The organism is Xanthobacter agilis, assembly GCF_021730435.1.
GTDB lineage: Bacteria > Pseudomonadota > Alphaproteobacteria > Rhizobiales > Xanthobacteraceae > Xanthobacter > Xanthobacter agilis.
Map to the genome: position 1 here is coordinate 72,440 of NZ_JABWGX010000018.1, position 24,357 is coordinate 96,796.

The 24,357-nt window shown below is 67.9% G+C and carries 24 protein-coding genes; 9 read left to right on the forward strand and 15 right to left on the reverse strand.

From position 1 onward, the window contains the following. Nucleotides 1-112: 112 nt before the first annotated feature. The 3 genes from HUW53_RS13990 to secB form a co-directional block, all read right to left on the reverse strand. Nucleotides 113-814, reverse strand: coding sequence for a response regulator transcription factor (locus tag HUW53_RS13990; protein WP_237346382.1), 702 nt, complete (start codon nt 812-814; stop codon nt 113-115). Next, nucleotides 811-2,436 (reverse strand): sensor histidine kinase, encoded by a 1,626-nt coding sequence (locus HUW53_RS13995; RefSeq protein WP_237346383.1) that lies wholly within the window; start codon nt 2,434-2,436, stop codon nt 811-813. The genes HUW53_RS13990 and HUW53_RS13995 overlap by 4 nt, the downstream gene beginning before the upstream one ends. A gap of 138 nt (nt 2,437-2,574) precedes the next feature. Further along, on the reverse strand, nt 2,575-3,057 hold the full coding sequence (gene secB, locus HUW53_RS14000) for a protein-export chaperone SecB (protein ID WP_237346384.1): 483 nt from the start codon (nt 3,055-3,057) through the stop codon (nt 2,575-2,577). A 132-nt stretch (nt 3,058-3,189) separates the two neighbouring features. On the opposite strand from secB, the gene HUW53_RS14005 reads away from it, so the two are divergent. Then, a complete protein-coding gene (locus HUW53_RS14005; protein WP_237346385.1) occupies nt 3,190-3,411 on the forward strand; it encodes a DUF1674 domain-containing protein in 222 nt (73 codons plus the stop codon). Between the two features lie 261 nt (nt 3,412-3,672). Next, nucleotides 3,673-4,179, forward strand: coding sequence for a formaldehyde-activating enzyme (gene fae / locus HUW53_RS14010; protein ID WP_237346386.1), 507 nt, complete (start codon nt 3,673-3,675; stop codon nt 4,177-4,179). A gap of 180 nt (nt 4,180-4,359) precedes the next feature. Here fae and HUW53_RS14015 read toward each other — a convergent pair whose 3' ends face one another. The 3 genes from HUW53_RS14015 to HUW53_RS14025 are packed head-to-tail and all read right to left on the reverse strand — an operon-like array spanning nt 4,360 to nt 6,443. Next, nucleotides 4,360-5,325 (reverse strand): YVTN family beta-propeller repeat protein, encoded by a 966-nt coding sequence (locus tag HUW53_RS14015; RefSeq protein WP_237346387.1) that lies wholly within the window; start codon nt 5,323-5,325, stop codon nt 4,360-4,362. Then, the gene (locus HUW53_RS14020) at nt 5,322-5,861 is read right to left on the reverse strand and encodes an SRPBCC family protein (RefSeq protein WP_237346388.1); all 540 of its coding nucleotides are present in this window, start codon (nt 5,859-5,861) and stop codon (nt 5,322-5,324) included. The genes HUW53_RS14015 and HUW53_RS14020 overlap by 4 nt, the downstream gene beginning before the upstream one ends. A 60-nt stretch (nt 5,862-5,921) precedes the next feature. After that, nucleotides 5,922-6,443: a DUF3280 domain-containing protein gene (locus HUW53_RS14025; RefSeq protein WP_237346389.1), complete on the reverse strand. Its 522-nt coding sequence runs from the start codon at nt 6,441-6,443 to the stop codon at nt 5,922-5,924. Between the two features lie 219 nt (nt 6,444-6,662). Between HUW53_RS14025 and HUW53_RS14030 the strand changes: the two genes are divergently transcribed. The 5 genes from HUW53_RS14030 to HUW53_RS14050 all read left to right on the forward strand — a co-directional run bounded on the left by HUW53_RS14030 (nt 6,663) and on the right by HUW53_RS14050 (nt 11,238). Continuing rightward, nucleotides 6,663-7,820 carry an ABC transporter substrate-binding protein gene (locus HUW53_RS14030; RefSeq protein ID WP_237346390.1) on the forward strand — a complete coding sequence of 386 codons (1,158 nt, stop codon included), beginning with the start codon at nt 6,663-6,665 and terminating at the stop codon, nt 7,818-7,820. Between the two features lie 76 nt (nt 7,821-7,896). Next, nucleotides 7,897-8,895, forward strand: coding sequence for a PQQ-dependent catabolism-associated beta-propeller protein (locus HUW53_RS14035; RefSeq protein ID WP_370877809.1), 999 nt, complete (start codon nt 7,897-7,899; stop codon nt 8,893-8,895). A gap of 15 nt (nt 8,896-8,910) precedes the next feature. Beyond that, a complete protein-coding gene (locus HUW53_RS14040; RefSeq protein WP_237346391.1) occupies nt 8,911-9,666 on the forward strand; it encodes an ABC transporter ATP-binding protein in 756 nt (251 codons plus the stop codon). After that, on the forward strand, nt 9,663-10,541 hold the full coding sequence (locus HUW53_RS14045) for an ABC transporter permease (RefSeq protein WP_237346392.1): 879 nt from the start codon (nt 9,663-9,665) through the stop codon (nt 10,539-10,541). The genes HUW53_RS14040 and HUW53_RS14045 overlap by 4 nt, the downstream gene beginning before the upstream one ends. 58 nt (nt 10,542-10,599) lie before the next feature. Continuing rightward, on the forward strand, nt 10,600-11,238 hold the full coding sequence (locus tag HUW53_RS14050; protein WP_237346393.1) for a hypothetical protein: 639 nt from the start codon (nt 10,600-10,602) through the stop codon (nt 11,236-11,238). Between the two features lie 78 nt (nt 11,239-11,316). Here HUW53_RS14050 and HUW53_RS14055 read toward each other — a convergent pair whose 3' ends face one another. The 9 genes from HUW53_RS14055 to HUW53_RS14095 all read right to left on the reverse strand — a co-directional run bounded on the left by HUW53_RS14055 (nt 11,317) and on the right by HUW53_RS14095 (nt 20,354). Continuing rightward, the gene (locus HUW53_RS14055) at nt 11,317-12,165 is read right to left on the reverse strand and encodes a quinoprotein dehydrogenase-associated SoxYZ-like carrier (protein WP_237346394.1); all 849 of its coding nucleotides are present in this window, start codon (nt 12,163-12,165) and stop codon (nt 11,317-11,319) included. A 153-nt stretch (nt 12,166-12,318) separates the two neighbouring features. Further along, complete coding sequence (locus HUW53_RS14060; RefSeq protein ID WP_237346415.1) at nt 12,319-12,909, reverse strand: PQQ-dependent catabolism-associated CXXCW motif protein; 591 nt, start codon at nt 12,907-12,909, stop codon at nt 12,319-12,321. Nucleotides 12,910-12,962: 53 nt separating this feature from the next. Beyond that, nucleotides 12,963-13,808, reverse strand: coding sequence for a substrate-binding domain-containing protein (locus tag HUW53_RS14065; RefSeq protein WP_307500272.1), 846 nt, complete (start codon nt 13,806-13,808; stop codon nt 12,963-12,965). Between the two features lie 25 nt (nt 13,809-13,833). Then, entirely contained in the window at nt 13,834-14,379 is a 546-nt protein-coding gene (locus tag HUW53_RS14070; protein WP_237346417.1) for a c-type cytochrome, methanol metabolism-related, read from the reverse strand. A 188-nt stretch (nt 14,380-14,567) separates the two neighbouring features. Beyond that, nucleotides 14,568-16,376 (reverse strand): lanthanide-dependent methanol dehydrogenase XoxF5, encoded by a 1,809-nt coding sequence (gene xoxF5, locus HUW53_RS14075; protein WP_336885716.1) that lies wholly within the window; start codon nt 16,374-16,376, stop codon nt 14,568-14,570. A 404-nt stretch (nt 16,377-16,780) separates the two neighbouring features. Further along, nucleotides 16,781-17,680, reverse strand: a complete 900-nt coding sequence (locus HUW53_RS14080; RefSeq protein ID WP_237346395.1) for a quinoprotein relay system zinc metallohydrolase 2 — start codon at nt 17,678-17,680, stop codon at nt 16,781-16,783. Between the two features lie 193 nt (nt 17,681-17,873). Continuing rightward, nucleotides 17,874-18,617 carry an ABC transporter ATP-binding protein gene (locus HUW53_RS14085; protein WP_237346396.1) on the reverse strand — a complete coding sequence of 248 codons (744 nt, stop codon included), beginning with the start codon at nt 18,615-18,617 and terminating at the stop codon, nt 17,874-17,876. Next, entirely contained in the window at nt 18,586-19,269 is a 684-nt protein-coding gene (locus tag HUW53_RS14090; RefSeq protein ID WP_237346419.1) for an ABC transporter permease, read from the reverse strand. Before HUW53_RS14090 ends, HUW53_RS14085 begins: the two co-directional genes overlap by 32 nt. A 77-nt stretch (nt 19,270-19,346) precedes the next feature. After that, a complete protein-coding gene (locus HUW53_RS14095; RefSeq protein WP_237346397.1) occupies nt 19,347-20,354 on the reverse strand; it encodes an ABC transporter substrate-binding protein in 1,008 nt (335 codons plus the stop codon). 392 nt (nt 20,355-20,746) lie between these two features. Between HUW53_RS14095 and HUW53_RS14100 the strand changes: the two genes are divergently transcribed. Both HUW53_RS14100 and HUW53_RS14105 read left to right on the forward strand, forming a co-directional pair. After that, nucleotides 20,747-23,209 carry a TonB-dependent receptor gene (locus HUW53_RS14100; protein ID WP_237346398.1) on the forward strand — a complete coding sequence of 821 codons (2,463 nt, stop codon included), beginning with the start codon at nt 20,747-20,749 and terminating at the stop codon, nt 23,207-23,209. 220 nt (nt 23,210-23,429) lie between these two features. Next, nucleotides 23,430-24,323 carry an NAD(P)-dependent methylenetetrahydromethanopterin dehydrogenase gene (locus tag HUW53_RS14105; RefSeq protein WP_237346399.1) on the forward strand — a complete coding sequence of 298 codons (894 nt, stop codon included), beginning with the start codon at nt 23,430-23,432 and terminating at the stop codon, nt 24,321-24,323. Nucleotides 24,324-24,357 lie beyond the last annotated feature (34 nt).

Here is a 24,357-nt window from a genome sequence, read left to right on the forward strand (position 1 = left end):
AGTGGCTTCAAATATTGGCATGCGAGGAGGATCGCGCAAGGGGAATTTTTAGCAGGCTTCGACAAGTCATTTTGGCGGACGTTGCGGAACACCTTTTGCGGCACTGCACAATTCAGTGCGGACCGCCGCCCGCGCCGGCCAACTCCAGCATGAATCCACGCCCGCGCACGGTCGCCACCTGCGGCCCGCCGGCCCGGCTCACTTCCGCCAGCTTGGTGCGCAGATAGCCCACATAGACGTCCACCACGTTCAGCGAATTGCCGCCCTGGCTCGCCCACAGGCGGTCGAAGATGTCGCCGCGCGCCACCGGCCGGTTGGGCGTGGCCATGAGCAGGGCCAGCAGTTCCGCTTCGCGCTCGGTGAGGCGGACATGGATCTCGCCGAACAGCACCTGCCGGGTGACGAGGTCGAGCACCAGCCGGCCGGCGTTGAGCCGCGTATCCTTGGCGCCGCCGAGGCGGTGCATGAGATGGGCCCGCAGCCGAGCCACCAGCTCGGCGAACTCGAACGGCTTCACGATATAGTCATCGGCCCCGGCGCCCAGGCCCTCGGCCCGGTCCGCCACCTCGTCCTTGGCGCTGAGGAAGAGAATCGGCCCCGAATGGCCGGCGCTGCGCAGGGCGCGGCAGACATCGATGCCCGAGCCGTCCGGCAGCATGATGTCGAGCACGACAGCACAGGGGTTGTAGGCGCGGGCGGCGTCGAGCGCCGCCTCGGCGCTGGTTGCCACCTCCACGTCGAAGCCCTCGGCGTTGAGCCCGCGGCTCAGCATGGCGCCGATGTCGCCGTCGTCCTCCACCACCAGGATGTTCATGGCGTCTCCTCCTGGCCCGCGCGCCTTAAGGCGTCTGTCTGGGCGTCGTCTTGCTCATGGGTGGGCGCCGGCAGGGTGATGGCCACGGTCAGGCCCGCGCCCCGGCCGTCGCCGCCGGTATGGTCTTCCAGTGTGATCCGTCCACCGTGCTGCGTCACGACCCATTCCGCAAGAGCGAGGCCGAGCCCGAAGCCCGAATGGCTGCTGGCGGCCCCGCGCACGAACCGCGCGAACAGGCGGTCGCGCTGCTCGGGCGGAATGCCGCGCCCGTCGTCCTCGACCGCGATCCGCACCCCATCCGGACCGCTCACCTGGCGCACGGTGATGCGCGACAGCGGCGCGCCGTGGCGCAGGGCATTGTCGATCAGCCCCTCCACCACCTGCCGCAGCCACTCGCGATCAGCGTGAACCAGCGGACCCGGCGCTGGCGCCTCCAGCACAAGGTGCACCCGCTGGCGCCGGGCCGGGACCTCGAAGCTCGCCACCGCCTCTTCGAGCAGGAACCGCACCGGTACGTCCTGGAACACGAGGTCGATCTCGCCGCTTTCCGAGCGCGCGATGCGCAGCAGGTCCTCCACCCGGCGGTTGAGCCGCACCGCGCGTTTGCGGATGGTTGTGAGCACGTTGCGGGCGAGATCCTCAGGGATGGCCGGCGCCCGCTGGGTCACGTCGCACTCGCCGATGATGACGGTCAGCGGGGTCCGCAATTCATGGCTCACATCAGCGAAAAAACGCCGGCGGGAGGTGTCGATGGCGGCAAGCCGGGTGTTGGCGGCGGTGAGGTCGGCGGTGCGCGCCGCGATGGTCCCCTCCAGCACCGCCCGGTCGGCGGCCACCTTGCGGGCCCGCCGGGCCAGGCGCTCGGCCATGCGGTTGAACTTGGCCATCAACAGGCCCAATTCGTCCCGCGAGCCGATGGCGAGGCGGGTCTCCAGCACGCCGGAGCCGATGGCGCCCGCCGCGCGGTCGATCTGTCGCAGCCGGGCCAGCAGCGGACGCGCGAGGGTGCGATGCAGCACCAGGGCCGCAGCCAGCACCAGGACCACCAGAATCCCCGCGCCATAGCGCAGGCGCGTGGACAGCAGGCGCGCCTCCGCGCGGGCCTCGACCACGGCGCGGCGCTCGCTCTCCACCAATACCGAGAGCAGCGGACCGGCCGCCGCCGCGAATGCGTTGAGAGCCCCGCGCACCGCATCGCCGCGCCGCAACCTGTCGGCGTCCGCGATGGCGCGGCCGATCTGCCGGTCGAGCAGGCTGAAATCCGCTTTCAGATGCGCCAACAGCCGCGCCCGGCCCGAGCTTGCGGCCCCGGCGAGGTCTTCGGGCGTCTCGGCTGCCACCTTGTCCAGAACCGCGACCACCCGGTCACGCGCGCCGACGAGCCGCTCGCGGTCGGCGGTGGGATGGTCGGCGTCGGCCACGGCGGTGATGCCGAACTCGGACAGGCGGGCGGAGGTTTCCGTCAGCAGGTCGAGCCGCCGCTGGGCGGCGATGGCGGCCTCGAGCGCCCGGTCGGTGGCGCCGAGCGCCAGCACGACGCCCCCCGCCGCCAGCACGCCGATAGCGGCGACGGCGACGATGACCGCGCCGAGCTTGAAGCGAATGGACCGGATGGACCCCATGGGATGTCGGCACGGCTCCGTGGCGCAGGCCCGCTCATGGCGCCGGCGTCATGCACCGTCCCGCGCCGCGGCCCTGCGGCGCACGGTGGAAGCCCCGCCCGTCGGCGTCAAGCCGGCGGGCGGGGCGATGCCGAGGCCTCAGGCCTGGCCGGAGGTGGCGAGCTTCTGCGCTTCCGCCTGCATGCGCTGCTGATAGAGGGCGGCGAAGTCCACCGGATCGATCATCAGGGGCGGGAAGCCGCCGTTGCGCACCGCGTCGGCGATGATCTGGCGGGCGAACGGGAACAGGATGCGCGGGCACTCGATGAGCACCACCGGCTGCAGGCTCTGCTCAGGAATGCCCTGCACGCGGAACACGCCGGCATAGGTGAGCTCGAACGCGAACAGCGTGTCGGCGCCAACCTTGGCGCCACCTTCGATCTTCAGCTCCACCTCGAAATCGCCATTGCCGCCGGGCTTGGCGTTCACCTGGATCTGGATGTTCACATCCGGCTGGCTCGGAGGGGCGGCGAGGGAGCGCGGCGCATTGGGATTCTCGAACGAGAAGTCCTTGGTGTACTGCGCGAGCACGTTCAGTGACGGCGCCGGGTTCTGGGTGGGGCCGCCATTCTGCGTCGCCATGCGCATCTCCATATGTTGCAAGCTTTGATAAAGTGAGCCCGAAGGCGCGCGGTCCGCTACCATGCTTTGCCGCCGCCGTGCAAGGTTGCGGGCGCCGCACCCGAAGACAGCGCAGAGCGCGGAGACGATCAGATGACCCATGACACCCAAGGCGCGCTCCAGAGCACGCCCGAGACCGCCCCCAGAAAACCCCTCAGCGAGGCCGCCCGGCGCGCCCTCGCGGAAGCGGAAGCCCGCCGCGCCGCGGCCGATGCCACCCGCAAGGAACTGCCCAAGGAGATCAACGGGCGCAACGGCCCGGAGCCGGTCCGCTACGGCGATTGGGAAGTGGGCGGCATCACCAGCGACTTCTGACCCATGCATGGCGCGCACGAGCCGCACGCTCCCATGCGGCTGCGTCTTGCTGGCTTCATCCGCGTCGAGTACGCTCGCGGCGCTATCCGGTGAACCGGCTCGGCTTGAGCCGGGCGCTGACAACAAGGGTAAGCGGCAGCCGACCGCTTTTCCGAAGGTTGCGGAAGCGGTCGTCCCGGTCGGGTGCCCCGTGTTGTGTCCAGAGGTCCTTCGGGCCGCTGGCTGCGGAAGACGCCCGGCCTGTTCTTTGGGAGGACGAAAATGGCCAAGATCGACAAGGTTCTGGTGGGTGAGGCTCTGGTGGGCGACGGCAACGAGGTCGCGCATATCGACCTGCTCATCGGCCCGCGCGGCAGCGCGGCGGAAACCGCCTTCTGCACCAGCCTGACCAACAACAAGGACGGCTTCACCAGCCTTCTGGCGGTGATCGCGCCGAACCTGCCGTGCAAGCCCAACACGGTGATGTTCAACAAGGTGACCATCAAGGACGCGCGCCAGGCGGTCCAGATGTTCGGACCGGCCCAGCATGGCGTCGCCAAGGCGGTGCAGGATGCGGTCGCCGAAGGCATCATCCCCCTGGACGAGGCCGACGACCTCTTCATCTGCGTCGGCGTGTTCATCCATTGGGAAGCGGCCGACGACGCCAAGATCCAGGCCTACAATTACGAGGCCACAAAGCTGTCCATCGCCCGCGCCGTCAAGGGTGAGCCTTCCGCCAAGGAAGCAACCGAAAAGCGCGATATCGTCAAGCACCCCTTCCAGGCTTAGGAAGGAGACCACCCTGGACAGGGTGCCCCCTCGCCCCTGACGAAGGGACTGCTCCAGCGGTTGGCCGCCATCTTCCTGGGTCGTTGACCTGTAGACGCACAATCGCCGCCGGCTCCCGCGAGCCGGCGGCGATCTTCATTCCATGGGCAACCCTTCATTCTGGGGCGAGGGTTGCCGCGCTCACTCCCCATGGCGAATGAAGGCGCCGAAGGCGCGCGGCCCGTCGCCCAACGGCAAGGTCGCCACGGCCTTCAGCGCCTCGGTGTCGATCACCGAGAGCGAATTGTCGAACCAGTTCGCCACATAGACCCGGCGGCCGTCGCCGCTCGCGTCGATGCCTTCGGGATACTCGCCGACGGCGATCCGCCCCAGATCCTTCAGCGTCGTCAGGTCGAACACACTCACCGTGCCCGCATATTGATTGGTGACGAAGGCCCGCCCGTGGGCGAGGGCGACGCCATAGGGCCGCTCGCCCACCTTCACCGTGGCGACGACCGCGCGGGCGGCAAGATCGATCACCGACACGTCATTGGAGCCCACATTGGCGGTGTAGGCGCGCCGGCCCTGCGCATCGACGGTGACGCCGAACGGCCGGGTGCCGACGGGGATCACCGCCACCCGGTTCAGGCTCCCGGTGTCGATGACGGAGACGGTGTCGTCGTCGCGATCCGCCGTGAGCACGAAGGCGCCATCGGGCGTGACCGCCACCCCCGACGGCGAAGCGCCGGTCTGCGCCTCCCGGTGCGTCTCCGGCGAGGCGGGGTCGATGACCAGAAGCCGCTTGGCATACCAGTCGGCCACGAATACGGGAGCCCCCGCCGGCGCCACCGCGATGCCCAGCGGACCGCCCCCCACCGGCCAGCGCGCCAGCACCTGCCGGCTTGCCGCATCGATGACGGTGACCGTCTTGTCGTCCGGGCTCGTCACATAGGCGCGCCGCCCGTCATGGGTCACGGCGATGCCGGCCGGAGCGCCAGGCACCGGGATCTGTGCCTTGACCACGCCCGCAGCCTTCCCCTCGGTGGACAGATCCACCACCGCCACCCGATTGGCCGGCTGCTCGGTGACGAACGCCTCCTCGGCCCGCGCCGTCGTCACCGCGCCCAGCAGGAGCGCGATGGCGAGGCGCGCGCGGCGCGCTCTCACGACGGCCCCTTCTCCAGCTTCGCCTTCAGGGCGTCGAGGCCGGCGCGGTAGACGCCGGTGATGGCCGCCACCGCCGCCTCGTCGCTCAGTTCCGGCGGCGGGTCATTGTTGGGGTAGCCGCGATAGAAGGCGCCCTTCCATTCCACCTTGGAATGGGTGGCGTCGATGGGTTCCACCGTGATGGTGGAGGAATAATTGGTCACCGGCAGAACTTTCACATCCACATCGGTGATGCGATAGGAATAGCTCATTTTCTCGGGCTCGAACTTGTAGAGCACCTCGTCGATGGTGCCGCCCCCGGTGAGGGTGAGCTTGCGCGTGGCGTCGACCGCGTTGCCGCCCTGGCCGGCGTTGGCGGTGATCGCCGGATGCCAGCTCATGTCCTGGAAATTGCCGATGGCGGCCCACACCTTGTCCGCCGGAGCGGCGATCTCCACGGTCTCCGTCACCTTCTTGCGCGTGGGCCCATGGGCATCCGCGGCGAGCGGCGACAAGACGATCGCGGCCGCCATCGCGGCGGTCAAAACGTGTTTCATCAGGCGTTCCTTCCCTACCGACTTCGATTGCAAAAATTGTTCGTGTTGCCGCCGCCCCGCTCAGGGGTCGAGCGGTGGCTGGCCCGGCGCCAGGATGCGGTTCTTCACCAGATAGCGCACGCCGCGCAGCCAGGATTCGTCCGTATTGCCGCGAATATCCACCTGCCCCGCGCGCAGCACGCGGCCATCCTCCCCGGTCTCGCGCACTTCCAGCACGAACGACAGGATGAGGTTGGAAATCTTGCGGATCACCCCCACCACTTCCAGCCTGGCCCCGGCATCGCGGGCGATCTCCCGCTCGCAGCCGTTGCATTTGTAGAAGGGGGCAAGATCGGCGATCCGCGCAGCCTCTGGGGCAAGATCCACCAGTGTCATGTCGCCCGATTGCGCCAGAAGAGCCTCGAGCTCCCCATTGATGCGCTTGAGGCGCTCGGCCTGCTCGGCCAAGACCTGCGGACGGGTGTCCAGGGTGTCATCGAAAAACTCGAAGCCGAACAGGGCCGTCTTCACCGGCGCCGCGGAGACGACGGCGGGCGACAACACAAACAGTGCCGTTGCGGCAAGAAACACCGATTTTTTCATTATATGCACCTGAACGGGGCGCAGCGTGTCACAGTCTTGCGGCCTCGGGCAAGACCGGAACATCTTATTCTTTCCTTATATATATCCGGTTGCGTGGCGGGCGCGATGGTGCCTAGATCTCCCTCCCCGGAACGGAACCCGCAAGGTGCTGAAGCGATGTCGAGCCTGCGCGCACGCCTCCTCGCCGCTGCCGTAGCGGCGCTTTGCGTAGGCGGGCCGATGCCGCTTCGGGCGCAGCCCGCGTCACCGGAAGCCGCCGCGCCCACGGTGCTGGAGATCCCCATCGGCCTCCTCACCCGCGAGGTGCCACCGCCCCCGCTCTATGACCTGCTCGCCGTGCCGGAAGACGACGCGGTGGCTGGCGCCGCGCTGGCCATCAAGGACAACAATTCCACCGGCGCCTTCACCGGCCAGCACTTCACGCTCAACACCGCCACCCTCGCCGAGGGTGATGATCCGGTGGCCGCCGCCAAGGCTCTGGTGGACGGCGGCAACCACTTCCTCATCGTGAACCTGCCGGCGGACCAGTTGATCGCGGTCGCCGACGCGGTGAAGCCGCTTGGCGGCGTGGTCTTCAACGTGGGGGCCCTGGACGACACCTTGCGGGCCGACCAGTGCCGCGCCAACGTGTTCCACATCGCCCCAAGCCGCGCCATGCTGGCCGACGCCCTCGCCCAGTTCCTGGCGGTGAAGCGCTGGACCAAGCTGTTCCTGGTGGTGGGTCCGCAGCCGGACGACATCGCCTATGGGGAGGCGGTCAAGCGGGCGGCGCGCAAGTTCGGCCTGAAGATCGTCGCCGAGAAGCCCTGGACCTTCGGCCCGCTCGCCCGCGAGCGCTCGGACAGCATCACACGTTCCGACGCCCTGGTGTTCACCCGCGGCGTCGACGCCGATGTGCTCGTGGTGGCGGACGAGGCCAACGACTTCGGCACCTTTATCCCCTTCCGCACCGCCGAACCGAGGCTGGTTGTGGGCACCCAGGGCCTCACCGCCTCCACCTGGCACCAGGCCCAGGATGCCTGGGGTTCGGCCCAGCTCCAGAGCCGGTTCCTGCGCGGCGCCAACCGCACCATGCGGCCCACCGATTATCAGGCCTGGCTCGCCGCGCGCATGGTGGGAGAGGCGGCGACCCGCGCCAAGGATGCATCCCCCGCCGCCATTGCCGACTATCTGCGCTCGCCCGATTTCTCCATCGCCGCGTTCAAGGGCGTGCCGCTCTCGGTGCGGCCCTGGGACCAGCAGGTGCGCCAGCCATTGCTGATCGCACAGCCCTTCGCCATTGTTGCGGTGGCGCCGGAAGACGGTTTCCTGCACCAGCATACGCCCCTCGACACGCTGGGTTTCGACCAGCCCGAATCCAAGTGCCGCCTGAAATAGGCCAATTATTCCAAGAGCCGCGCCAACGGCTGGATTCCAGATAAGGGGCGATGCGCCCCGCACCGGGAGGATGAACATGATCGCCTTTCGCCCGCCGACGTCCCTGCGCGTGCTATCGGCCGCGCTGATGGGCGCCGTCGTGCTGGTCGCGGCCGAGGGGGCGAGCGCCGGCATGGCCTATGTCTCCAACGAGAGCGGCAATTCCATCACCGCCATCGACACCGCCACCCTCACCGTGACCCAGACCGCCAAGGTGGGCCGCCGCCCGCGCGGCATCATCATGAGCCCCGACGGCAAGGTGATCTATCTGTGCGCCAGCGACGATCACTCGGTGCAGGTGATCGACCCCGCCACGCTCAAGGTGCTGCGCAAGCTCAAGTCCGGGCAGGACCCGGAACTGTTCGCCCTGCACCCCTCCGGCAACCCGCTCTACATCGCCAATGAGAACGACAACCAGGTCACCGTGCTCGACGTGGAGAAGAACAAGGTGGTGGCACAGGTGCCGGTGGGCACCGAGCCCGAAGGCATGGCGGTGAGCCCGGACGGCAAGATCCTGGTGGCCACCTCCGAAACCACCAACATGGCCCATTTTATCGACACCGAGACCTACAAGATCGTCGCCAACGTGCTGGTGGGCGCGCGCCCACGCTTCGCCGAATTCACCCGCGACGGCAAGAAGCTGTTCGTCTCGGCGGAGGTCGGCGGCACGGTGTCGGTGATCGATCCGGAAACGCGCAAGATCATCAAGAAGATCGAGTTCAAGATCCCCGGCGTCTCGAAGGAGACCATCCAGCCGGTGGGCGTGCGTGTCACCCGCGACGGCAAGACCGCCTTCGTGGCCCTCGGTCCGGCCAACCGCGTCGCGGTGGTGAATGCCGAGACCTACGCGGTCGAGGACTATCTGCTGGTGGGCCAACGGGTGTGGCAGCTCGCGTTCACGCCCGACGAGAAGCAGCTCTTCACCACCAACGGCAATTCCAACGATGTGTCGGTGATCGACGTGCCGGCCCGCAAGGTGGTGAAATCCATCAAGGCGGGCGGCGCCCCTTGGGGTGTCGTGGTGGCGCCGCAATAGGCCGGCTGGAGATCCATGATGGAGGAGCCGCAAGGCGTGCCGGCGCTGGATGTCGCCGGCGTGAGCCACAGCTTCGGCCGCCGCAGGGCGCTGGACGACGTGTCGTTCCAGGTGCCGCGGGGCCGCTTCGTGGCCCTGCTCGGGCCCAATGGCGCGGGCAAGACCACGCTGTTCTCGCTGGTGACCCGGCTTTATGCGTGCCGCTCCGGTGCGGTGCGCATCTTCGGCCAGGACGTGTCACGCGCGCCGTCGGCCGCGCTGGGCGAGCTGGGCGTGGTGTTCCAGAGCCGCACCCTCGATCTTGATCTCACGGTGCGGCAGAACCTCATCTATCACGCCGCCCTGCATGGCCTCGCCGGAGCCGCGAGCGCCGTGCGCATAACCGGGCTGCTGGCCCTGGTGGGGCTCCAGGAGCGCGCGAACGACAAGGTGCGCACCCTCTCCGGCGGGCAGGCGCGGCGGGTGGAAATCGCCCGCGCCCTGGTCCACCGCCCGCGCCTGCTCCTGCTGGACGAGGCGACCGTGGGGCTGGACCTTGCCTCGCGCCGCGCCATCGTCGCCTTGGTGCGGGACCTGGTGCGGGAGGAGGGCCTCGCCGTGCTGTGGGCCACCCACATTTTCGACGAGGTCACCGCCACCGACGAGGTCCATGTGCTGCACCGCGGGCGCATCATCGCCGCCGGCACGGCCGCCGATCTCGCCGGTGAAGGCGCCTCCCTGGAGGCCGCCTTCCGCGCCCTCACGGAGCGGGACGAGGGCGAGGCCGCATGAGCCGGCCGGATCGCCGCGCGACATCGCCGGGTGCAGCCGAAGCGCCGCGACGCCCGCTCGGGGCGCGGGGCTATGGGATATGCCTTGCCGGCATCGTCTGGCGCGAAGTGCTGCGGTTCGTGCAGCAGAAGGAACGCTTCCTATCGGCCCTGGTGCGGCCACTGGTGTGGCTGTTCATCTTCGCCGCCGGCTTCCGCAGCGCGCTCGGCGTCTCCATCATCCCGCCCTACGACACCTATGTGCTCTACGAGGTCTATGTCACGCCCGGCCTTGCGGTGATGATCCAGCTGTTCAACGGCATGCAATCCTCCCTCTCCATGGTCTACGACCGGGAGGTGGGCTCCATGCGGGTGCTGCTGACGAGCCCCTTCCCGCGCTGGTGGCTGCTGTTCTCCAAGCTCATCGCCGGGGTCGCTGTGTCGCTGGCGCAGGTCTACGCGTTCCTGGCCGTCGCCTTCCTGTGGGGGGTGGAGATTCCGCCCGCCGGCTATGTGCTGGCGCTGCCGGCCTTCATCATCACCGGCTTCATGCTGGGCGCCATCGGCCTCGTCATCTCCTCGCTGGTGCGGCAGCTTGAGAACTTCGCCAGCGTGATGAATTTCGTCATCTTCCCCATGTTCTTCGCGTCGTCCGCCCTCTACCCCCTGTGGCGGGTGCGCGACGCCAGCGAGGCGCTCTATCTCGTCTGCCTCGCCAATCCCTTCACCCACGCGGTGGAGTTCGCGCGATTCGCGCTCTACGGCCAGTTTGAACCCCTCTCCTGCGCGATCGTGGTCGGCACCACCCTCGTCTTCTTCACCCTCGCCGTCATCGCCTATGATCCCGGCCGCGGGGTGATGGGCCTGCGCGGCGGCCCCAGGGGCGACGCGCCATGAGCGGAGAAGTGTCGTGAAGTCCCGCGCGTCAGGCGCCATGCCCGGAGGCTCGCCAGCCATGAAGACCGCGTCCCCCCGCCCCAATCCGTTCCGCCGCAGCGCCGCCCTTGCCGTGCTGGCGCTGGTGATGGCCGGGCCGGCTTTGGCCCAGCCCAAGAGCGATCCCGAATGGCCCTGCCCCCAGCGCCGGACCCCGGACATCAGCCTCGCCGTGGTCTGGACCGGCCCCGACCTCGCCTCAGCCGGCGTCTGGACCGACGACCTGGAGGCCTCGACCCTGGCGGTGAAGCTCGCATCGCGCCGCACCCCCCTCGATCAGGTGGACGGCCTCATCGACGCCTTCGCCAAGGAGGCCGGTCCCGATGTCAAGGTGCGCCTGGTGCGGGTGTTCGCCGGCGTCTATGAGATCACCAGCCTGGAGCGGGCCAAGGTGATGGACGGCATCACCCGCTATGCCCGTGGCCAGAACCGGCTCGCCGAGCGGCTGCGGGACGAAGGCGACGCCCTGAGCAAGGCCAAGGATTCGCCCGAGGCCGCGGACACCCGCGAAACCCAGGAGCTGGAACAAAAGCTCAACTGGGACACCCGCATCTTCGAGGAGCGCGCGCGTTCGCTGATCTATGTGTGCGAGACGCCGGTGCTCCTCGAGCAGCGGCTGTTCGAGATCGGTCGCCGCATTCAAGACCGCGTGAAGTGATCGCGGCCCGCGCGGCTTCAAAGCAGCCGCGCCGGACTCCGGTTGCAAGCCGAACCGATCGGATGATCCGGCCGCAGCTCAGCTCGCCCCGCCGGGGAAGGTGCGGGTGAACACCTTGCCCTCCGTATCCTCCCCACGCACCGTCACCGGCTCCGTGGAGGGGTGATAGGTGAAGCGGAAGGTGGGATCCTCACTGATGGAGATCCCCCCTTCCATGCCGAGCAGCAGGTGTCCGCCCTGGGTAATCTGGACCTCGCGCACGAACCAGGCCGGCGTGTAGCCGCGCGTCGCCTCATCCATCTGCAAGCCGGAAAAATTGGGGTGGCGAATCTGCACCTGCGCTTCATTGCGCCCCGTCTCCCCGAACGAGCGGAAGCGGATGTCGCCGAGGTGGGCGATGGAATCGGCGGTATCCTTGGTGGCCGGAGCCGAGCAGCCACCGGCCGCCTTCACGAACGCCCGCGCCATGTGCAGGGCCCCGTCATCGGTTTCCGCCACGGCGCGCACGTAGGAATAGGAGTTTACCCGTGCCCGCAGGGATAAAGCGAAATCCTTCTGCCCTGCGCCGAAGCTGAAGCGCCCCGCCATCGGCGCGGGGTTCTCGTCGATCACCACCGTCACCGCCTTGAAGCTCCGCGTGTCGCCGGGCGGCAGGGTGAGCGACACCGTCAGCGGCACCAGGGCGGCATCCTCCGCCCGTGTGGGCGCGGTGAGCGCCACGAGGCCGTCGGCGGCGCCGACCACCTTGTCGGGAAAGATGTCCGGCGCGATGGAGCGCCACGTCGTTTCCGCCGGCTCCACGCTGTCGGCGGAAACGACCCCCTCGGGTTCCGCGGCGCCGGCCCCCTGCGGCGGCAGCACCAGAAGCGCCAAGGCAGCCGCCGGCAACATCCACCGGCCGCGCAGCCGGAATACATAACCCATCATGCCATCCTCCCGTTTCGTCCGGGGAGCTTGTCTGCGCCCCCTCGGCACGCGCGGATGGCGTTTGCACCGGCTCACGTCACCCGTTCACGTCCTTGAAACATCAAGCGTATCCTGGGCCGGGCCACCACGGGCACGATGGGTCCACCGTCGCGTTCACCGCGCCTTCGCCGGTTGCCAGGGCTCCAGCCGCTCCAGCGGCAGGCCGGTCGCCGTCCAGCCATCGGCCCCTTCGGGAAACCACGCCACCCGCCGGTAGCCCGCCGCCAACGCGCGTTTCGCCGCGTTCCAGGACATCCAGCAATCTTTCAGGCAGAATACCACAATCTGCCGCTGCAGATCACCATCGGTGCCAGCTTTGAGCCCGTCGTGGAAATAGCGCTCGGTCGCCGCATCGAGCGCACCGAAGCCCACATTGGGTAGCCAGAGGGCGCCCGGAATGCTGGCGTGGGGCGGATCACGCCACACCGTGTCGGCGGGCAGGGCGGCCGGGCGCGGCGGACGCGGCAGCACGTCCACGAACACCGCCTGCCCCCCGCGCCACAGCGCCTGGGCCTGGGCCGGTGAAAGAACCTCGGCCCCCGACAGGGTTTGCGGCGTCGGCGCGCGATAGGGCTCGAAATGATAATCCGACGGTTCCGGCGGCACCGGCGCCGCGGCCAGGGTCGCGGCCCCGGATTGAGGCGCCTGTTGCGCCGCTGCGGAACCGGCGGCAATCCCGAGCGCCACCGCCGCGACCCCCCACATCAGCAGCCGCCGGCCTGCGGGCCGGCACCCGACCGCGTGCCTGCCGGATGCGCTCACGGCGTCTTGCTCCCGCTTGCCGGCACCGCCGCGGTGATGAGCTGGTCGTCATCGTCCAGCAGCGGAACGCCATAGTCGAGCAGCACCGCATTGATGTCATCGGCGCGCTTGCGCAGCACCTGGTTCAGGGTCTGCTTCCACTCATGATCGGTGGGCCGCACGCCCATGGTGATGCGGTAGGACAGCGCCGGCCGCTCCGCCTCGTGCACCAGCGGCACCACCTTCAAGGGCGCATTGGCGTGCTTGGCGAAATAGCCGGCGCTCGGCCCCCACAGCAGCGCCCCGTCGAGGTCGCCTTTCGCGAGGTCCGCCAGCATCTCTTCCGGCGGCGAATCGAAGCGCCGGTCCACCAGCAGCGAATAGGTCCGCGCCGTGTCGAGCAGCGAAAGGTTCAACAGGTGGTCGGCGGGCGGCGTGCCCGCCACCAGACCGAGCCGCGCACCCTTGAGACGCGGATCGGACAGGGTTTCCACGCCGTCGAGGGGGCCTCCCGCCTTCACCACCAGCACATAGACCGACTGGTAATAGGGATTGGTATGGAGCACCGGATCGGCGCCCGCGGCGTAGCCGATCACCACGTCGCACAGGCGCTTGCCGAGACTGTTGCGCACGAAGCCCGGCCCCTGCGGCATGTAATAATAGCGCACGGGAACCTTGAGCTCGTCGGCGACGATCTCGGCGATACGGTTTTCGAAGCCCTCCCCCTTGCGGTTGGTGAAAGGCATGTTGGCAGGATCGGCGCACACCCTCAGGGCATCCGCCGACACCGAGCTCGGAATGGTCTGCCCATGGGCGCCGGTGGAGCTCAGCAGCAGGATAGCCGCGAGCCCCGCCGTCGCCAAAGAGGCGATCAGATGCGTGAAGCCCTCACTCGCCGAGGCAGGCTTTTTCGGCCGCGGTGGTTGCAGGGGTCTTGTCCTCGCGCTTGGCGGGACGCGCGCGGCCAAGGGCGCCATCGGAGCGCGCCCGCAGATAGACGTAGATATCGTCGAGGTAGCACATGACGTTCTTGTTGAGTCCAAAGGACGGCATGACCTTTTCATTGCCACCTCCCACGTTTTGCCGTCCGCCCACCACCACTTCCTGGAAGTGGTCGAAGTCCAGCGTCTTCAGCGAATCGATGAGGGCCGGCGCGTAGGTCGAGCCCATGCCGTCCGGGCCGTGGCAGACGTGGCACTCCGCGTGATAACGCCGGTAACCGGAATAGGTGAACCAATCCACCTCGCCATCGGGCTGAATCTTGTAGGTGGGCGCACCCGAAGCATCAAAATACTTGCCGTCTTCATCCTTCACCGGGGTCGGATCACCCTGCTTGCTGAGGGTCTCGGTTTCGGCGGCGAACGACGACGGCGCGAGCGCGGCGGTCAGCGGCAGCAGTGCCGCGGCAAAGGCGAAGGCGCCAGCGCGCTTCATAAGGGCAGAGGAAAACACACGCTCTCTCCAAGCACGAAGACAGGGACAAGATGCAGGCCCTCGTTCGCGGCGCAGCACGCCGCGGGATGGAGCTTCACAAAAGCCTGCACCCTTGAGGATCTCGATGGACGCCGGCACGGGAGGGAGCCGTGCCGGCGTCGGGCCAATGCTTCAGGCTGCCTGCCGTATCAATTCGGCAGGGCGAACACCGTCAGCTGACCTCCGAGAGCGGTGTAGCTGCTGAGGGCGGCATAACCACCCACCGCGCCAAGGCCGGCATTGGGATCCTGGAGCCCGGCCGCGAGGCCGATGCCGGCCCAGCCGCCGACACCCGAGAGCACGCCCACATACTGCTTGCCCTTGTGGGTGTAGGTCATCACGTTGCCGATGATGCCCGACGGGGTCTTGAACTTGTAGAGTTCCTTGCCCGTCTTGGCGTCCACCGCCTTCAGATAGCCCTCAAGCGTACCGTAGAAGACGATGCCGCCGTCGGTGGACAGGGCGCCGGACCACACCGAGAACTGCTCGGGGTTGGACCACACGATCTTCCCCTTGCGGGCGTCCCAGGCGATGAAATTGCCCATGCCGCCATGGCTGTTGGGTGCCGGGAACATGGACAGGGTCGCGCCCACATAGGGCTGACCGGGCGTGTAGCTCACATGGAACGGCTCGTAATCCATGCACACATGGTTGGTGGGCACATAGAACAGGCCGGTTTCCGGCGAGAAGGAGGCCGGCTGCTGATCCTTGGAGCCGAGCGCCGCCGGGCAGATACCGGTGGTGTTGGTATCCTCGCCACCGGCTTCGGTGGAATACTTGCTCACGACCAGCGGACGACCATAGGTCGGGCTGCTCTTGTCCATGTCGACCTTGGTGGCCCAGTTCACCGCCGGATCATACTTCTCCGCCACCAGCAGCTCGCCCGTCTTGCGGTCGAGGGTGTAACCGAAGCCGTTGCGATCGAAATGAACGAGGAGCGGCCGCTTCTTGCCGTCGACCTCCTGGTCCACCAGGATCATCTCGTTGACGCCGTCATAGTCCCACTGGTCGTGGGGCGTCATCTGGTAGGCCCACTTGGCCATGCCGGTGTCGGCGTCACGGGCGAAAATGGTCATGGACCACTTGTTGTCGCCGGGGCGCTGGGCCGGGTTCCAGGTCGAAGGATTGCCGGAGCCGTAATAGACGGTCTTCGTCTCGGGGTCGTAGGAATACCAACCCCAGGTGCAGCCGCCGCCGATCTTCCACTGATCGCCCTGCCAGGTCTTCAGGGACGAATCCTTGCCGACCGGCTTGCCGAGCGCGGTGGTCTTCTCCGGGTCGAACAGGATGTCGCTGTCCGGGCCGATGGAATAGGCGCGCCAGACCTGCTTGCCGCTGTTCATGTCATACGCGGTCATGTGGCAGCGCACGCCGAATTCGCCACCCGAGATGCCCACCAGAACCTTGTCGCCCACCGGCATCACGGTCGCGGTATTGGTCTCGCCCTTCTTCGGATCGCCGTTCACGACCGACCACAGCACCTTGCCGCTCTTGGCGTCGAGGGCCACCACCTTGGTGTCGGCCTGGTGCAGGAACACCTTTCCATCCGCATAGGCGAGGCCGCGATTGACGGTGTCGCAGCACATCACCGGGATCACGTTCGGATCCTGCTTCGGCTCGTACTTCCAGAGGATCCGGCCCTCGTTGTTCAGGTCGAGGGCATAGACGATGTTCGGGAAGGGCGTGTGCACGTACATCGTGTCGCCCACCACCAGCGGCGAGCCCTCGTGGCCGCGCAGCACGCCGGTGGAAAAGGTCCAAGACGCCTGCAGCTTGCCGACGTTGTCGGCATTGATCTGCTTCAGCTTGGAATGACGGGTGTTGGCATAGTCACCGGTCTGAAGCACCCACTGGTTCGGATCCTGGGTCAGCTTCAAAACGCTGTCGTTGGCCATGGCCGGCGCGCCGGAAAAAGCGCTGCACGCCGCCACGGCGGTCACCATAAAAGCTCGTCTCATCTGGGCTTCCTCCGATGGATGCGCGCCCGCAGCCACGACAAGTGGAACGGGAAACGCACTGAGCGTTGTTTTCGCCTTTGGGGGACTCCATCTACTTCGGCAGCGTGTCACGACCGGCGTGATGCCCTGAAGCCTTGCGGTCACCAGGTGTCCCGCAGGCCTGCGAATCAGTACCGCGTTCCCCGCGCGGTACCGTTGAAGCCGAAGCTGTGAGGAACGTAAGCAAAGTTCCTCCCGGACGCAATACACCAATTGTGGAGCGATAGGCCGCTTCTATATTGCATCTGCGAAATAAACTTCTTTTCCTCGCCGCAGCGCAACAGGATCGGACTGAGCACCCCAGCGGCAGGCCGCCGCGCACCGCGGTGACCGCGCCCCGGAGCCGGACCCCGAAGGCCCGAGCCTCACTCCCATTCCAGCTCGTGATAGGCGCTGGTGGCGTTGCGGGCGTTGAAATCATTGAACAAGGCCCAGTCGGGTGCCTCCGCGCGGCCCGCCTCCCGCGCGGCATCGCTCATGGTACCGCCGTCGCGCACCAGCCGCCGCACATCAGCCACCAGCCGCTTCAGATAGCGTTCGGTGGGTTCGGCCGCCTGCGGCCAGGGCTGCGATGCCGGCCCGTGGCCCGGCACCACCCGTGCCACGGGCCGGCGCTTCAGCTCATCGAGCAAGCCGATCCAGCCGAGTGCCTTGCCATCGAGCGCCGGCACATGGCCGAGGAACAGCAGGTCGCCCAGGAACCAGGTGCCCGAGGTCTCGTCGAGCACCGTCAGATCGGTGGCCGTGTGGGCCGTGGGCCAGGCTTCGAGCAGCAGCGGCCGGGCACCGAGGTCGATGGTGAGGCGGTCGGCCACGGTCACGTCCGGCAGCACCACGCGGGTGCCTGCCGCCCCCGCTTCCCCCACCAGGCGCCGCGTGGCCTCCAGATAGCTCTGCGACCGAGCCGCCAGCGCTTCCGGAAGGTTGTGATGGCCGATGAAGGTTACGCCCGGCCCCGCGAAGGCGGCGTCGCCAAGCACATGATCGGGGTGCATGTGGGTATTGATGACGTAGCGGACCGGCCGGTCCGTGCGGGCCTGCACCGCCGCCTTGAGCGCCTCGCCCGCCTTCAGCGAGCCGCCGGTGTCCACCACGGCCACCGCGTCGCGGCCGATGATGAAACCAGCATTGCCGACAAAGCCCAGATTGCGCGGCAGCGCCAGCGCGTAAGGCGCCTGATGCACATAGACGCCGGGAGCCACCTCCACCACCGGAAGCGGAGGCTCCGGCGCCTGCTGCTCCGCAGCATGGGCCCACGTCCCCATGAGAAGGACCATTATACCTGCGGCAACACGCCGCACTTCACCCGCCATGGACTCCTCCCGTCCTCTCGCCGCGGCTTATCTCGCGTTTATCCCGCTCTGGACGGGCACGCGGTCCGCGGTCGCATCCGCCATGCTCCGTCATGCAGCGGGGCGGCACCAGCCCCAATCTCACGGGCGGTGCGGCCCTTCCGCGTCATGTGTCCTGGAGCATGGGATAGCGGGCGGCGAGGCTGGCGCGCTGGCGCTCGACCCAATCCGGCGTGCGGGCTTCGCGCGGGGCTTCGGGCATCATCTCGCCGATGACACGGGCGGGGTGCTCGCCCAGGAGCACCAGCCGATCGGCCAGGGCGAGGGCCTCGCGCACGTCGTGCGTGACCATGAGCACGGCGCCGCCGCTATCCTCCGCCGCCCGCCGCACATGCCGCCGCAGCTCGGCCGCGGCGCGCGCGTCCAGGGACACGAACGGCTCGTCCAGGACCAGCAACGCGGGCCGCCCCGCCACCGCCCGCGCCAGGGCCACCCGCCGCGCCAGCCCCAGGGACAGGGCGTGAGGATAGCTCGCCCCATGCGCGGCAAGGCCGAACGCCGCGAGCAGCGGCGCGAGATCCTGCCGCCGCGCGGCCTTCGGCAGGGTGAGGCGGATGTTCTCCTCCACCGTGCGCCACGGCAGCAGGCGCGGCTCCTGAAAGACGAGGCCGATGGCGAGGCCCGCCGGATCGGGCCGGACCCAGCCCTCGAAATCGCGGTCGAGGCCGGTCAGGATGCGCAGGGTGGTGGTCTTGCCGCAGCCCGAGGGGCCGATGAGGCAGACGAACTCGCCCCGCCCGAGGCGCAGATCGAGCGCGCGCACCACCTCCACCGCCGTGCCGTCCGGCCGCGGGTGGCGCTTGACCGCGATGTGCGCTTCAACGAGCGGTGGGGCGCCAGCGGCGAGCATGGGCTTCAAACGGTTGCAGCACAAGATATTCCACCGCCAGCATCACGACCATGAAGGCGAGCGAGTAGCCGAGGACGGCCGTGACGTCGAACAATTGGAAATAGACGGAAATGGCATAGCCCACCCCATTCGGCCGCCCGAGCAGCTCCACCACCAGCACGATCTTCCACACCAAGGCGAGGCCGGAGCGGGCCGCGCCCGCCACATAGGGCTCAAGCTGCGGCAGCACCACATGGCGCAGGCGATCCACGAACGACAGGCGATAGGCCGCCGCCATCTCGTCGAGCTCGGGCGACAAGGCGCGGGCGCCCTCGCGCAGCAGGACGGTGACATTGGGAATCTTGTTGAGCGCCACCGCCAACACCGCGGCCGTCTCCGTCAGCCCCAGCCAGATGTAGCACAGCACGGTCACCACCAGCGCCGGCGTATTCAGCAGCAGCACCAGCCACGGGTCGAACGCCCGGTCGAGGGCGGCGCGCCGACCGAAGGCGATGCCCAGGGCGCACCCCACCAGCATCGCCAGCGCGAAGGCGACCGCCACCCGCGCCAGCGTCGCCCCGAGATTGGCCAGCAGCTCGCCTCCCACCGCCTCGTGCGCCATGAAGGCGAACACCGCGCCCGGCGGCGGCAGCGCCGGGCTGTGCGCGACCATGGCCACCACCTGCCAGGCCAGCCCAAGGGTGGCGAGGGACAGCGCCTTCACCGCGAGGCGCGACCACAGCTCCCGCGTCACAATCCGCGGGCCCCCGCCCAATAAAGTCCCTCCGGCAGGGTCCGCAGGGGACCGAGCAGGGTGGCCCCGCCTTCCGCCGCCAACAGCTCGAGCAGTCGGGCCGCCGCCGCCCGCTCAGCTTCCGGCGGCCGCTGGGGGATACCGGCGATGAAGCCGCGCCGCAGCGCCGCGAAGGTCGCGTCATCGGGGGCCTGCATCACCGGCCGCGCGGCCGCCCACCCCGCTTCCGCCTCGGCTCCGCTTCCAGCCAGAGCGGCCCGCGTGGACGCCGCGGCCTTGGCAAAGGCGGCCAACGTCTCCGACTGACGGCGGGCGAAGGCACCCTCGAACACATAGCCCACCAGGGCCGGCGGCGGGGCGATGCCGAACCCCGCCACCACATCGTCCATAGCGATGAGCCGGGTGAAGCCCTTGGCCTCCACGCGAGCGGCGAAGGTCCAATACAGCAATGCCGCGTCGAGTTCCCCCTGCTCCAGTTTCGCCGCCAGCAGGGGCGGCGCCCCGAAGGCGACCTTCGCCGCTTGCGCCAGATCGATCCCGGCCGCTTTGCGCGCATGGGCCTGGAGCAGCAGCCAGCTCTTGTCGAGCGGCCCGCCGGCCACGCCCAGGCGCGCGCCGGCAAGGTCCTCAAGCCGCCGCAGGCGCGAGCCAGCGGGCACCACCACCGCGCCCTCGCCGCAAGAGAACGGCAGATAGACGAGATCGCGCCCCTCCACCTTCAGCCGGGCTGCCCACAGCAGGTCGCTGACCACCCCGTCCACCGCGCCGGCGAGGAAGGCGAGGCGGCCGGCGTCGTTATTGGCGGCCCGCCTCAGCTCCAGGGCGAAGCCACCGGCGCCGACGCGGCCCAGCGCGCTCATGGCCGCAAGCTCCCATGCCGCCGAACCGAACTGAAGAATGCTGAGGCGGATGACCGGCGGCGCCAGCGCGCCCGCCCCGCGCGACGACAGGGCCGCGAGCGCGGCGCCGCCCGTGACCGCCAGCAGGCTGCGGCGCGTGAGCATGGGCCTCCCCATTTCAGTCTTGTCCCGCCCGAATGCCGATGGCGGATTATTTTCTAAGATCCAGTCTGAAGAGTTTTCCGACACCTGTCTACTGTCGACTGGTCACTCCCCAAGGGAAATGACTTTGCAGCCCGACAGAAAAGCTCTATTCACGGCCCCACGGCCACCGGAGCCATGATCCATGGCGCTGCCTGCCTCATCTTCTCAGGATTTTCCAAGCGTTCTTAGGAATGCCAAAGATTGACGGGAACTTTTGTTTCCTTATGTTTCCATTCCAAGAAAATCCCGTCGCCGCGCCAACCGGAGGCAGCGCACGGAACACAAGGCCCACACCGCAGCGGTGAAACGGGCGTCAAGGCTGCACACACGGCTTCATGGGGGAGCGCTCGAAGATGAAGGGGGAAACATCCTGGCACGCGATCGCGGTGGCGCTCGGCCTTTCGGGAGCGCTGCTTCCGGCGGCGTTGCTGAGCGCGGGTCCGGCCTTCGCGCAGACGGCGCCGACAACGCGCGACGGCACCACCGAGCTGCCCGCCGTGAACGTGGTGGACACCAGCCCCCTGTCGGGCACCGGCATCGACGCCGACAAGGTGCCCGGGGCCGTGACGGTGATCTCCTCGGATCAATTCAGCCGGCTGTTCTCCTTCTCCACCACCGACGCCCTGTTCCAGTACACGCCGAGCGCCAACACCACGGACGTGCAGGGCAACGCCTTCTTCCAGGACTTCCGGTTCCGGGGCTTCGCCGCCTCCCCGCTCCAGGGCACGCCGCAGGGCATCGCCGTCTATCAGAACGGCATCCGCGTGAACGAGGCGTTCGGCGACACGGTGAACTGGGACCTCATTCCCGAGGTCGCCATCAATCAGGCGGACGTATTCTCCAACAATCCCGTGTTCGGCCTCAACGCCCTGGGCGGCGCCGTCTCGATCCAGATGAAGAACGGCTTCACCTATCACGGCTTCGAGGGCTCCATTCAAGGCGGCTCGTTCGGCCAGATCGGCGGCTCGCTGCAATATGGCGGCGAAAAGGACGGCTTCGGCGTCTATATCGCGTTGGATGCGGTGCGCGATGACGGCTGGCGCAAGCAGTCCTCCTCGGAGCTGGCCCGCATCTATGCCGACCTGGGCTGGAAGGGCGACAAGGCCGAGGTGCACTTGATCGCCAGCGGCGCCAGCAATGCCCTGGGCGTGGTGGGCCCGACGCCGGTGCAGATGCTCGCGGTGGACAATTCCTCGGTCTACACTTGGCCGCAGACCACCAACAACGACATGGGCATGTTGGCCCTCAACGGCCGCTACGACCTGACCGACACCTGGCAGCTCCAGGGCAATGTCTATGTGCGCCGGTTCAAGCAATCCCACGTGGACGGCAACGACGCCGAGCTCGACGAGTGCTCCAACACCTGGAACCCGGGCGTCGGCGACACCAAGATGTGCCTCGATGCCGGGGACTTCAACGGCCCGCCCGGCGGCGGCACCCCCGCCACCAACCCGCAATACGCCAAGTTCCGCGGCCAGATGGTGCTTTACGATCAGAACGGCAACACCGTGCCCTTCGGCGAGCTGGCGGATGGCTATCTCTACGGCGTCATCAACCGCACCTGGACCGACACCACCACCACCGGCGGCTCGGTGCAGGCGGTGAGCACGGACAAGCTGCTCGGCCACGACAATTATTTCGTGGTCGGCGGCAGCCTCGATTACTCCACCGTCAATTTCAAGTCGAGCACCGAGCTTGGAATCACCGAGTTGCCCTCGCTCCAGGTGATCGGTACCGGCACCTATATTTCCAACCTACCGAACTACACGCTGGCGGACGGCTATCAGGTCTTCTATACGCCGGTGAACCTGGACGCGACCACCACCTATTACGGCCTCTACGCCACCGACGCCTTCGACCTGACCGATCGCGCCACCCTCACCATGGGCGCCCGGCTCAACGTGGCGCAGATCAGCACGTCGGACGCCTCCGGGGTCGCCCCGCAGCTCAACGGCGACTACACCTTCACACGCATCAACCCTTTGATCGGCCTGACCTACAAGATCACGCCGAACGCCACCGCCTATGCCGGCTATTCGGAATCGAACCGCGCCCCGACCCCGCTCGAACTCAACTGCGCCGACCCCAACCGCCCGTGCCTCCTGGAGAACTCCCTGGTGGCCGACCCGCCCCTGGAGCAGGTCGTGTCCCACACCTATGAGGCGGGCCTGCGCGGCACCGGCAAGCTGTTCGACGGCGACATCAACTGGAAGCTCGGCATCTACCGCGTGGACAGCGATCAGGACATTATCTCCCTCGCCAGCGAGCAGACCGGCTACGGCTATTACACCAACGTCCCCTCGACCCGCCGCGAGGGCTTCGAGGCCGGCTTCCAATACGTCAACGGACCGTGGAAGCTCTATGCCAACTACGCCTACATCGACGCCACCTTCCAGTTTTCCGGCTGGCTTGCCTCGCCCAACAATCCCGTGGCCGTCGACGGAGAAGTCTACGTGACCCCTGGCGACAACATGCCAGGCATACCGGCGCAGACCCTGAAGGTGGGGGCCGACTACATGGTCACCCCGAAGTGGATGGTCGGCGGCGACATCATCGCGGCATCGAGCCAATACTATGTGGGCGACGAGGCAAACCAGAATGCCAAGCTGCCAGGCTATTGGGTCGCCAACATCCGCACCACCTACCAGGTGACGGCGAACGTCCAGATCTTCGGACTCGTCAACAATCTCTTCAACGAATCCTACGCCACCTACGGCACCTATTTCGACACCGGCTACCTCGGCCTGAGCAATCCGCAGATGCAGACCCCCGGCCAGCCGCTCTCCGCCTATGCGGGCGTCAAGGCGACCTTCTGAGCGGCCGCCTTGCTTTTCGCATAGCAGCAAAAATCCGGGGCGCGCAGGTAGAGAACGCGCCCCATAAAGACCCCTTGCGCAACGCCCTGCGTTCAGTCAAAAGTCTAACCGTCTTGATCGCGTGCGGGGAAACAACCGCGGCGTCGCGGCCGGTGGAATCCCATTCATCGGTCACAGGCGCGGCCACCCGCTTATGTTTCCCTCTGCACGGAGCTGTGCCATGGCGGAATCCGCCCCCATCCTGCACATCCTGACCCCCCTCCACCACGCGAGCCCGTTCGACGTGAATATGGCGGTGGACGCGGGCTATACGGTCATCACCCCCTATTCCCGCGTCACGCTGGACGAGGTGCGGGACCTGACCCAGGACATGATGTTCTCGCGCCCACCCCAGGCGGCGCCCCGCACCGGCCTGTTCATCGGTGGCAAGGACGCGGCCCTTGCCCTCGACATGGCGGCGGAGGCCAAGGCGGCCATCTTCCCGCCGTTCGAAATCTCCATCTTCCCCGACCCCGCCGGCTCCTTCACCACCGCCGCCGCCATGATCGCCAAGGTGGAGCAGGCGCTGTTGAAGGTGCGGCCGGACGGCCTGGTCGGCGCCAAGGTGCAGATCTATGGCGCCACCGGCGTGGTGGGCTCCATCGCCGCCGTGATCGCGGCCGAGGCAGGGGCCAAGGTCACCCTGGTCAGCCATCGCGAGATCGAGATGGTGGAGGTCAAGGCCGCTGATTTCCGGCGCCGGTTCGGCGTGGATCTCGGCTGCGCCGCCGCCGTCACCGACGCGGAAAAGGCAAAGCTGGTCCCGGAAGCAGAGGTGATTCTCGCCACCGGCAAGGCCGGCGTGGAGATCCTCACCCCCGCCCACCTCCAGGCGGCCGAACAGCTCCTGGTCGCCGCCGACGTGAACGCGGTGCCGCCCGCCGGCATCGCCGGCATCGGGGCCCATGACGCCGCCGCCGAGCTGCCCCACGGGGTCGGCATCGGCGCGCTCGCCATCGGCAACCTCAAATATGCAGTGCAGCACGAGATCCTGAAGCAGATGCGCGTTACCACCACGCCGATGTTCGTCGATCTCAAGATGGTGTTCACCCTCGCCCGCACGCTGAAGGCCTGAACGCGTGGCCGGTCGCTTGCGTGCTTCGGCCGCG

What these genes read in the sequence shown, in the direction of transcription:
- HUW53_RS13990 (WP_237346382.1), bottom strand. Translation starts at nt 814, where the DNA reads ATGAACATCCTGGTGGTGGAGGACGACGGCGACATCGGCGCCATGCTG.
- HUW53_RS13995 (WP_237346383.1), bottom strand. Translation starts at nt 2,436, where the DNA reads ATGGGGTCCATCCGGTCCATTCGCTTCAAGCTCGGCGCGGTCATCGTC.
- secB (WP_237346384.1), bottom strand. Translation starts at nt 3,057, where the DNA reads ATGGCGACGCAGAATGGCGGCCCCACCCAGAACCCGGCGCCGTCACTG.
- HUW53_RS14005 (WP_237346385.1), top strand. Translation starts at nt 3,190, where the DNA reads ATGACCCATGACACCCAAGGCGCGCTCCAGAGCACGCCCGAGACCGCC.
- fae (WP_237346386.1), top strand. Translation starts at nt 3,673, where the DNA reads ATGGCCAAGATCGACAAGGTTCTGGTGGGTGAGGCTCTGGTGGGCGAC.
- HUW53_RS14020 (WP_237346388.1), bottom strand. Translation starts at nt 5,861, where the DNA reads ATGAAACACGTTTTGACCGCCGCGATGGCGGCCGCGATCGTCTTGTCG.
- HUW53_RS14025 (WP_237346389.1), bottom strand. Translation starts at nt 6,443, where the DNA reads ATGAAAAAATCGGTGTTTCTTGCCGCAACGGCACTGTTTGTGTTGTCG.
- HUW53_RS14030 (WP_237346390.1), top strand. Translation starts at nt 6,663, where the DNA reads ATGCCGCTTCGGGCGCAGCCCGCGTCACCGGAAGCCGCCGCGCCCACG.
- HUW53_RS14035 (WP_370877809.1), top strand. Translation starts at nt 7,897, where the DNA reads ATGATCGCCTTTCGCCCGCCGACGTCCCTGCGCGTGCTATCGGCCGCG.
- HUW53_RS14040 (WP_237346391.1), top strand. Translation starts at nt 8,911, where the DNA reads ATGATGGAGGAGCCGCAAGGCGTGCCGGCGCTGGATGTCGCCGGCGTG.
- HUW53_RS14045 (WP_237346392.1), top strand. Translation starts at nt 9,663, where the DNA reads ATGAGCCGGCCGGATCGCCGCGCGACATCGCCGGGTGCAGCCGAAGCG.
- HUW53_RS14050 (WP_237346393.1), top strand. Translation starts at nt 10,600, where the DNA reads ATGAAGACCGCGTCCCCCCGCCCCAATCCGTTCCGCCGCAGCGCCGCC.
- HUW53_RS14055 (WP_237346394.1), bottom strand. Translation starts at nt 12,165, where the DNA reads ATGATGGGTTATGTATTCCGGCTGCGCGGCCGGTGGATGTTGCCGGCG.
- HUW53_RS14060 (WP_237346415.1), bottom strand. Translation starts at nt 12,909, where the DNA reads ATGTGGGGGGTCGCGGCGGTGGCGCTCGGGATTGCCGCCGGTTCCGCA.
- HUW53_RS14070 (WP_237346417.1), bottom strand. Translation starts at nt 14,379, where the DNA reads ATGAAGCGCGCTGGCGCCTTCGCCTTTGCCGCGGCACTGCTGCCGCTG.
- xoxF5 (WP_336885716.1), bottom strand. Translation starts at nt 16,376, where the DNA reads ATGAGACGAGCTTTTATGGTGACCGCCGTGGCGGCGTGCAGCGCTTTT.
- HUW53_RS14080 (WP_237346395.1), bottom strand. Translation starts at nt 17,680, where the DNA reads ATGGGGACGTGGGCCCATGCTGCGGAGCAGCAGGCGCCGGAGCCTCCG.
- HUW53_RS14085 (WP_237346396.1), bottom strand. Translation starts at nt 18,617, where the DNA reads ATGCTCGCCGCTGGCGCCCCACCGCTCGTTGAAGCGCACATCGCGGTC.
- HUW53_RS14090 (WP_237346419.1), bottom strand. Translation starts at nt 19,269, where the DNA reads ATGGTCGCGCACAGCCCGGCGCTGCCGCCGCCGGGCGCGGTGTTCGCC.
- HUW53_RS14095 (WP_237346397.1), bottom strand. Translation starts at nt 20,354, where the DNA reads ATGCTCACGCGCCGCAGCCTGCTGGCGGTCACGGGCGGCGCCGCGCTC.
- HUW53_RS14100 (WP_237346398.1), top strand. Translation starts at nt 20,747, where the DNA reads ATGAAGGGGGAAACATCCTGGCACGCGATCGCGGTGGCGCTCGGCCTT.
- HUW53_RS14105 (WP_237346399.1), top strand. Translation starts at nt 23,430, where the DNA reads ATGGCGGAATCCGCCCCCATCCTGCACATCCTGACCCCCCTCCACCAC.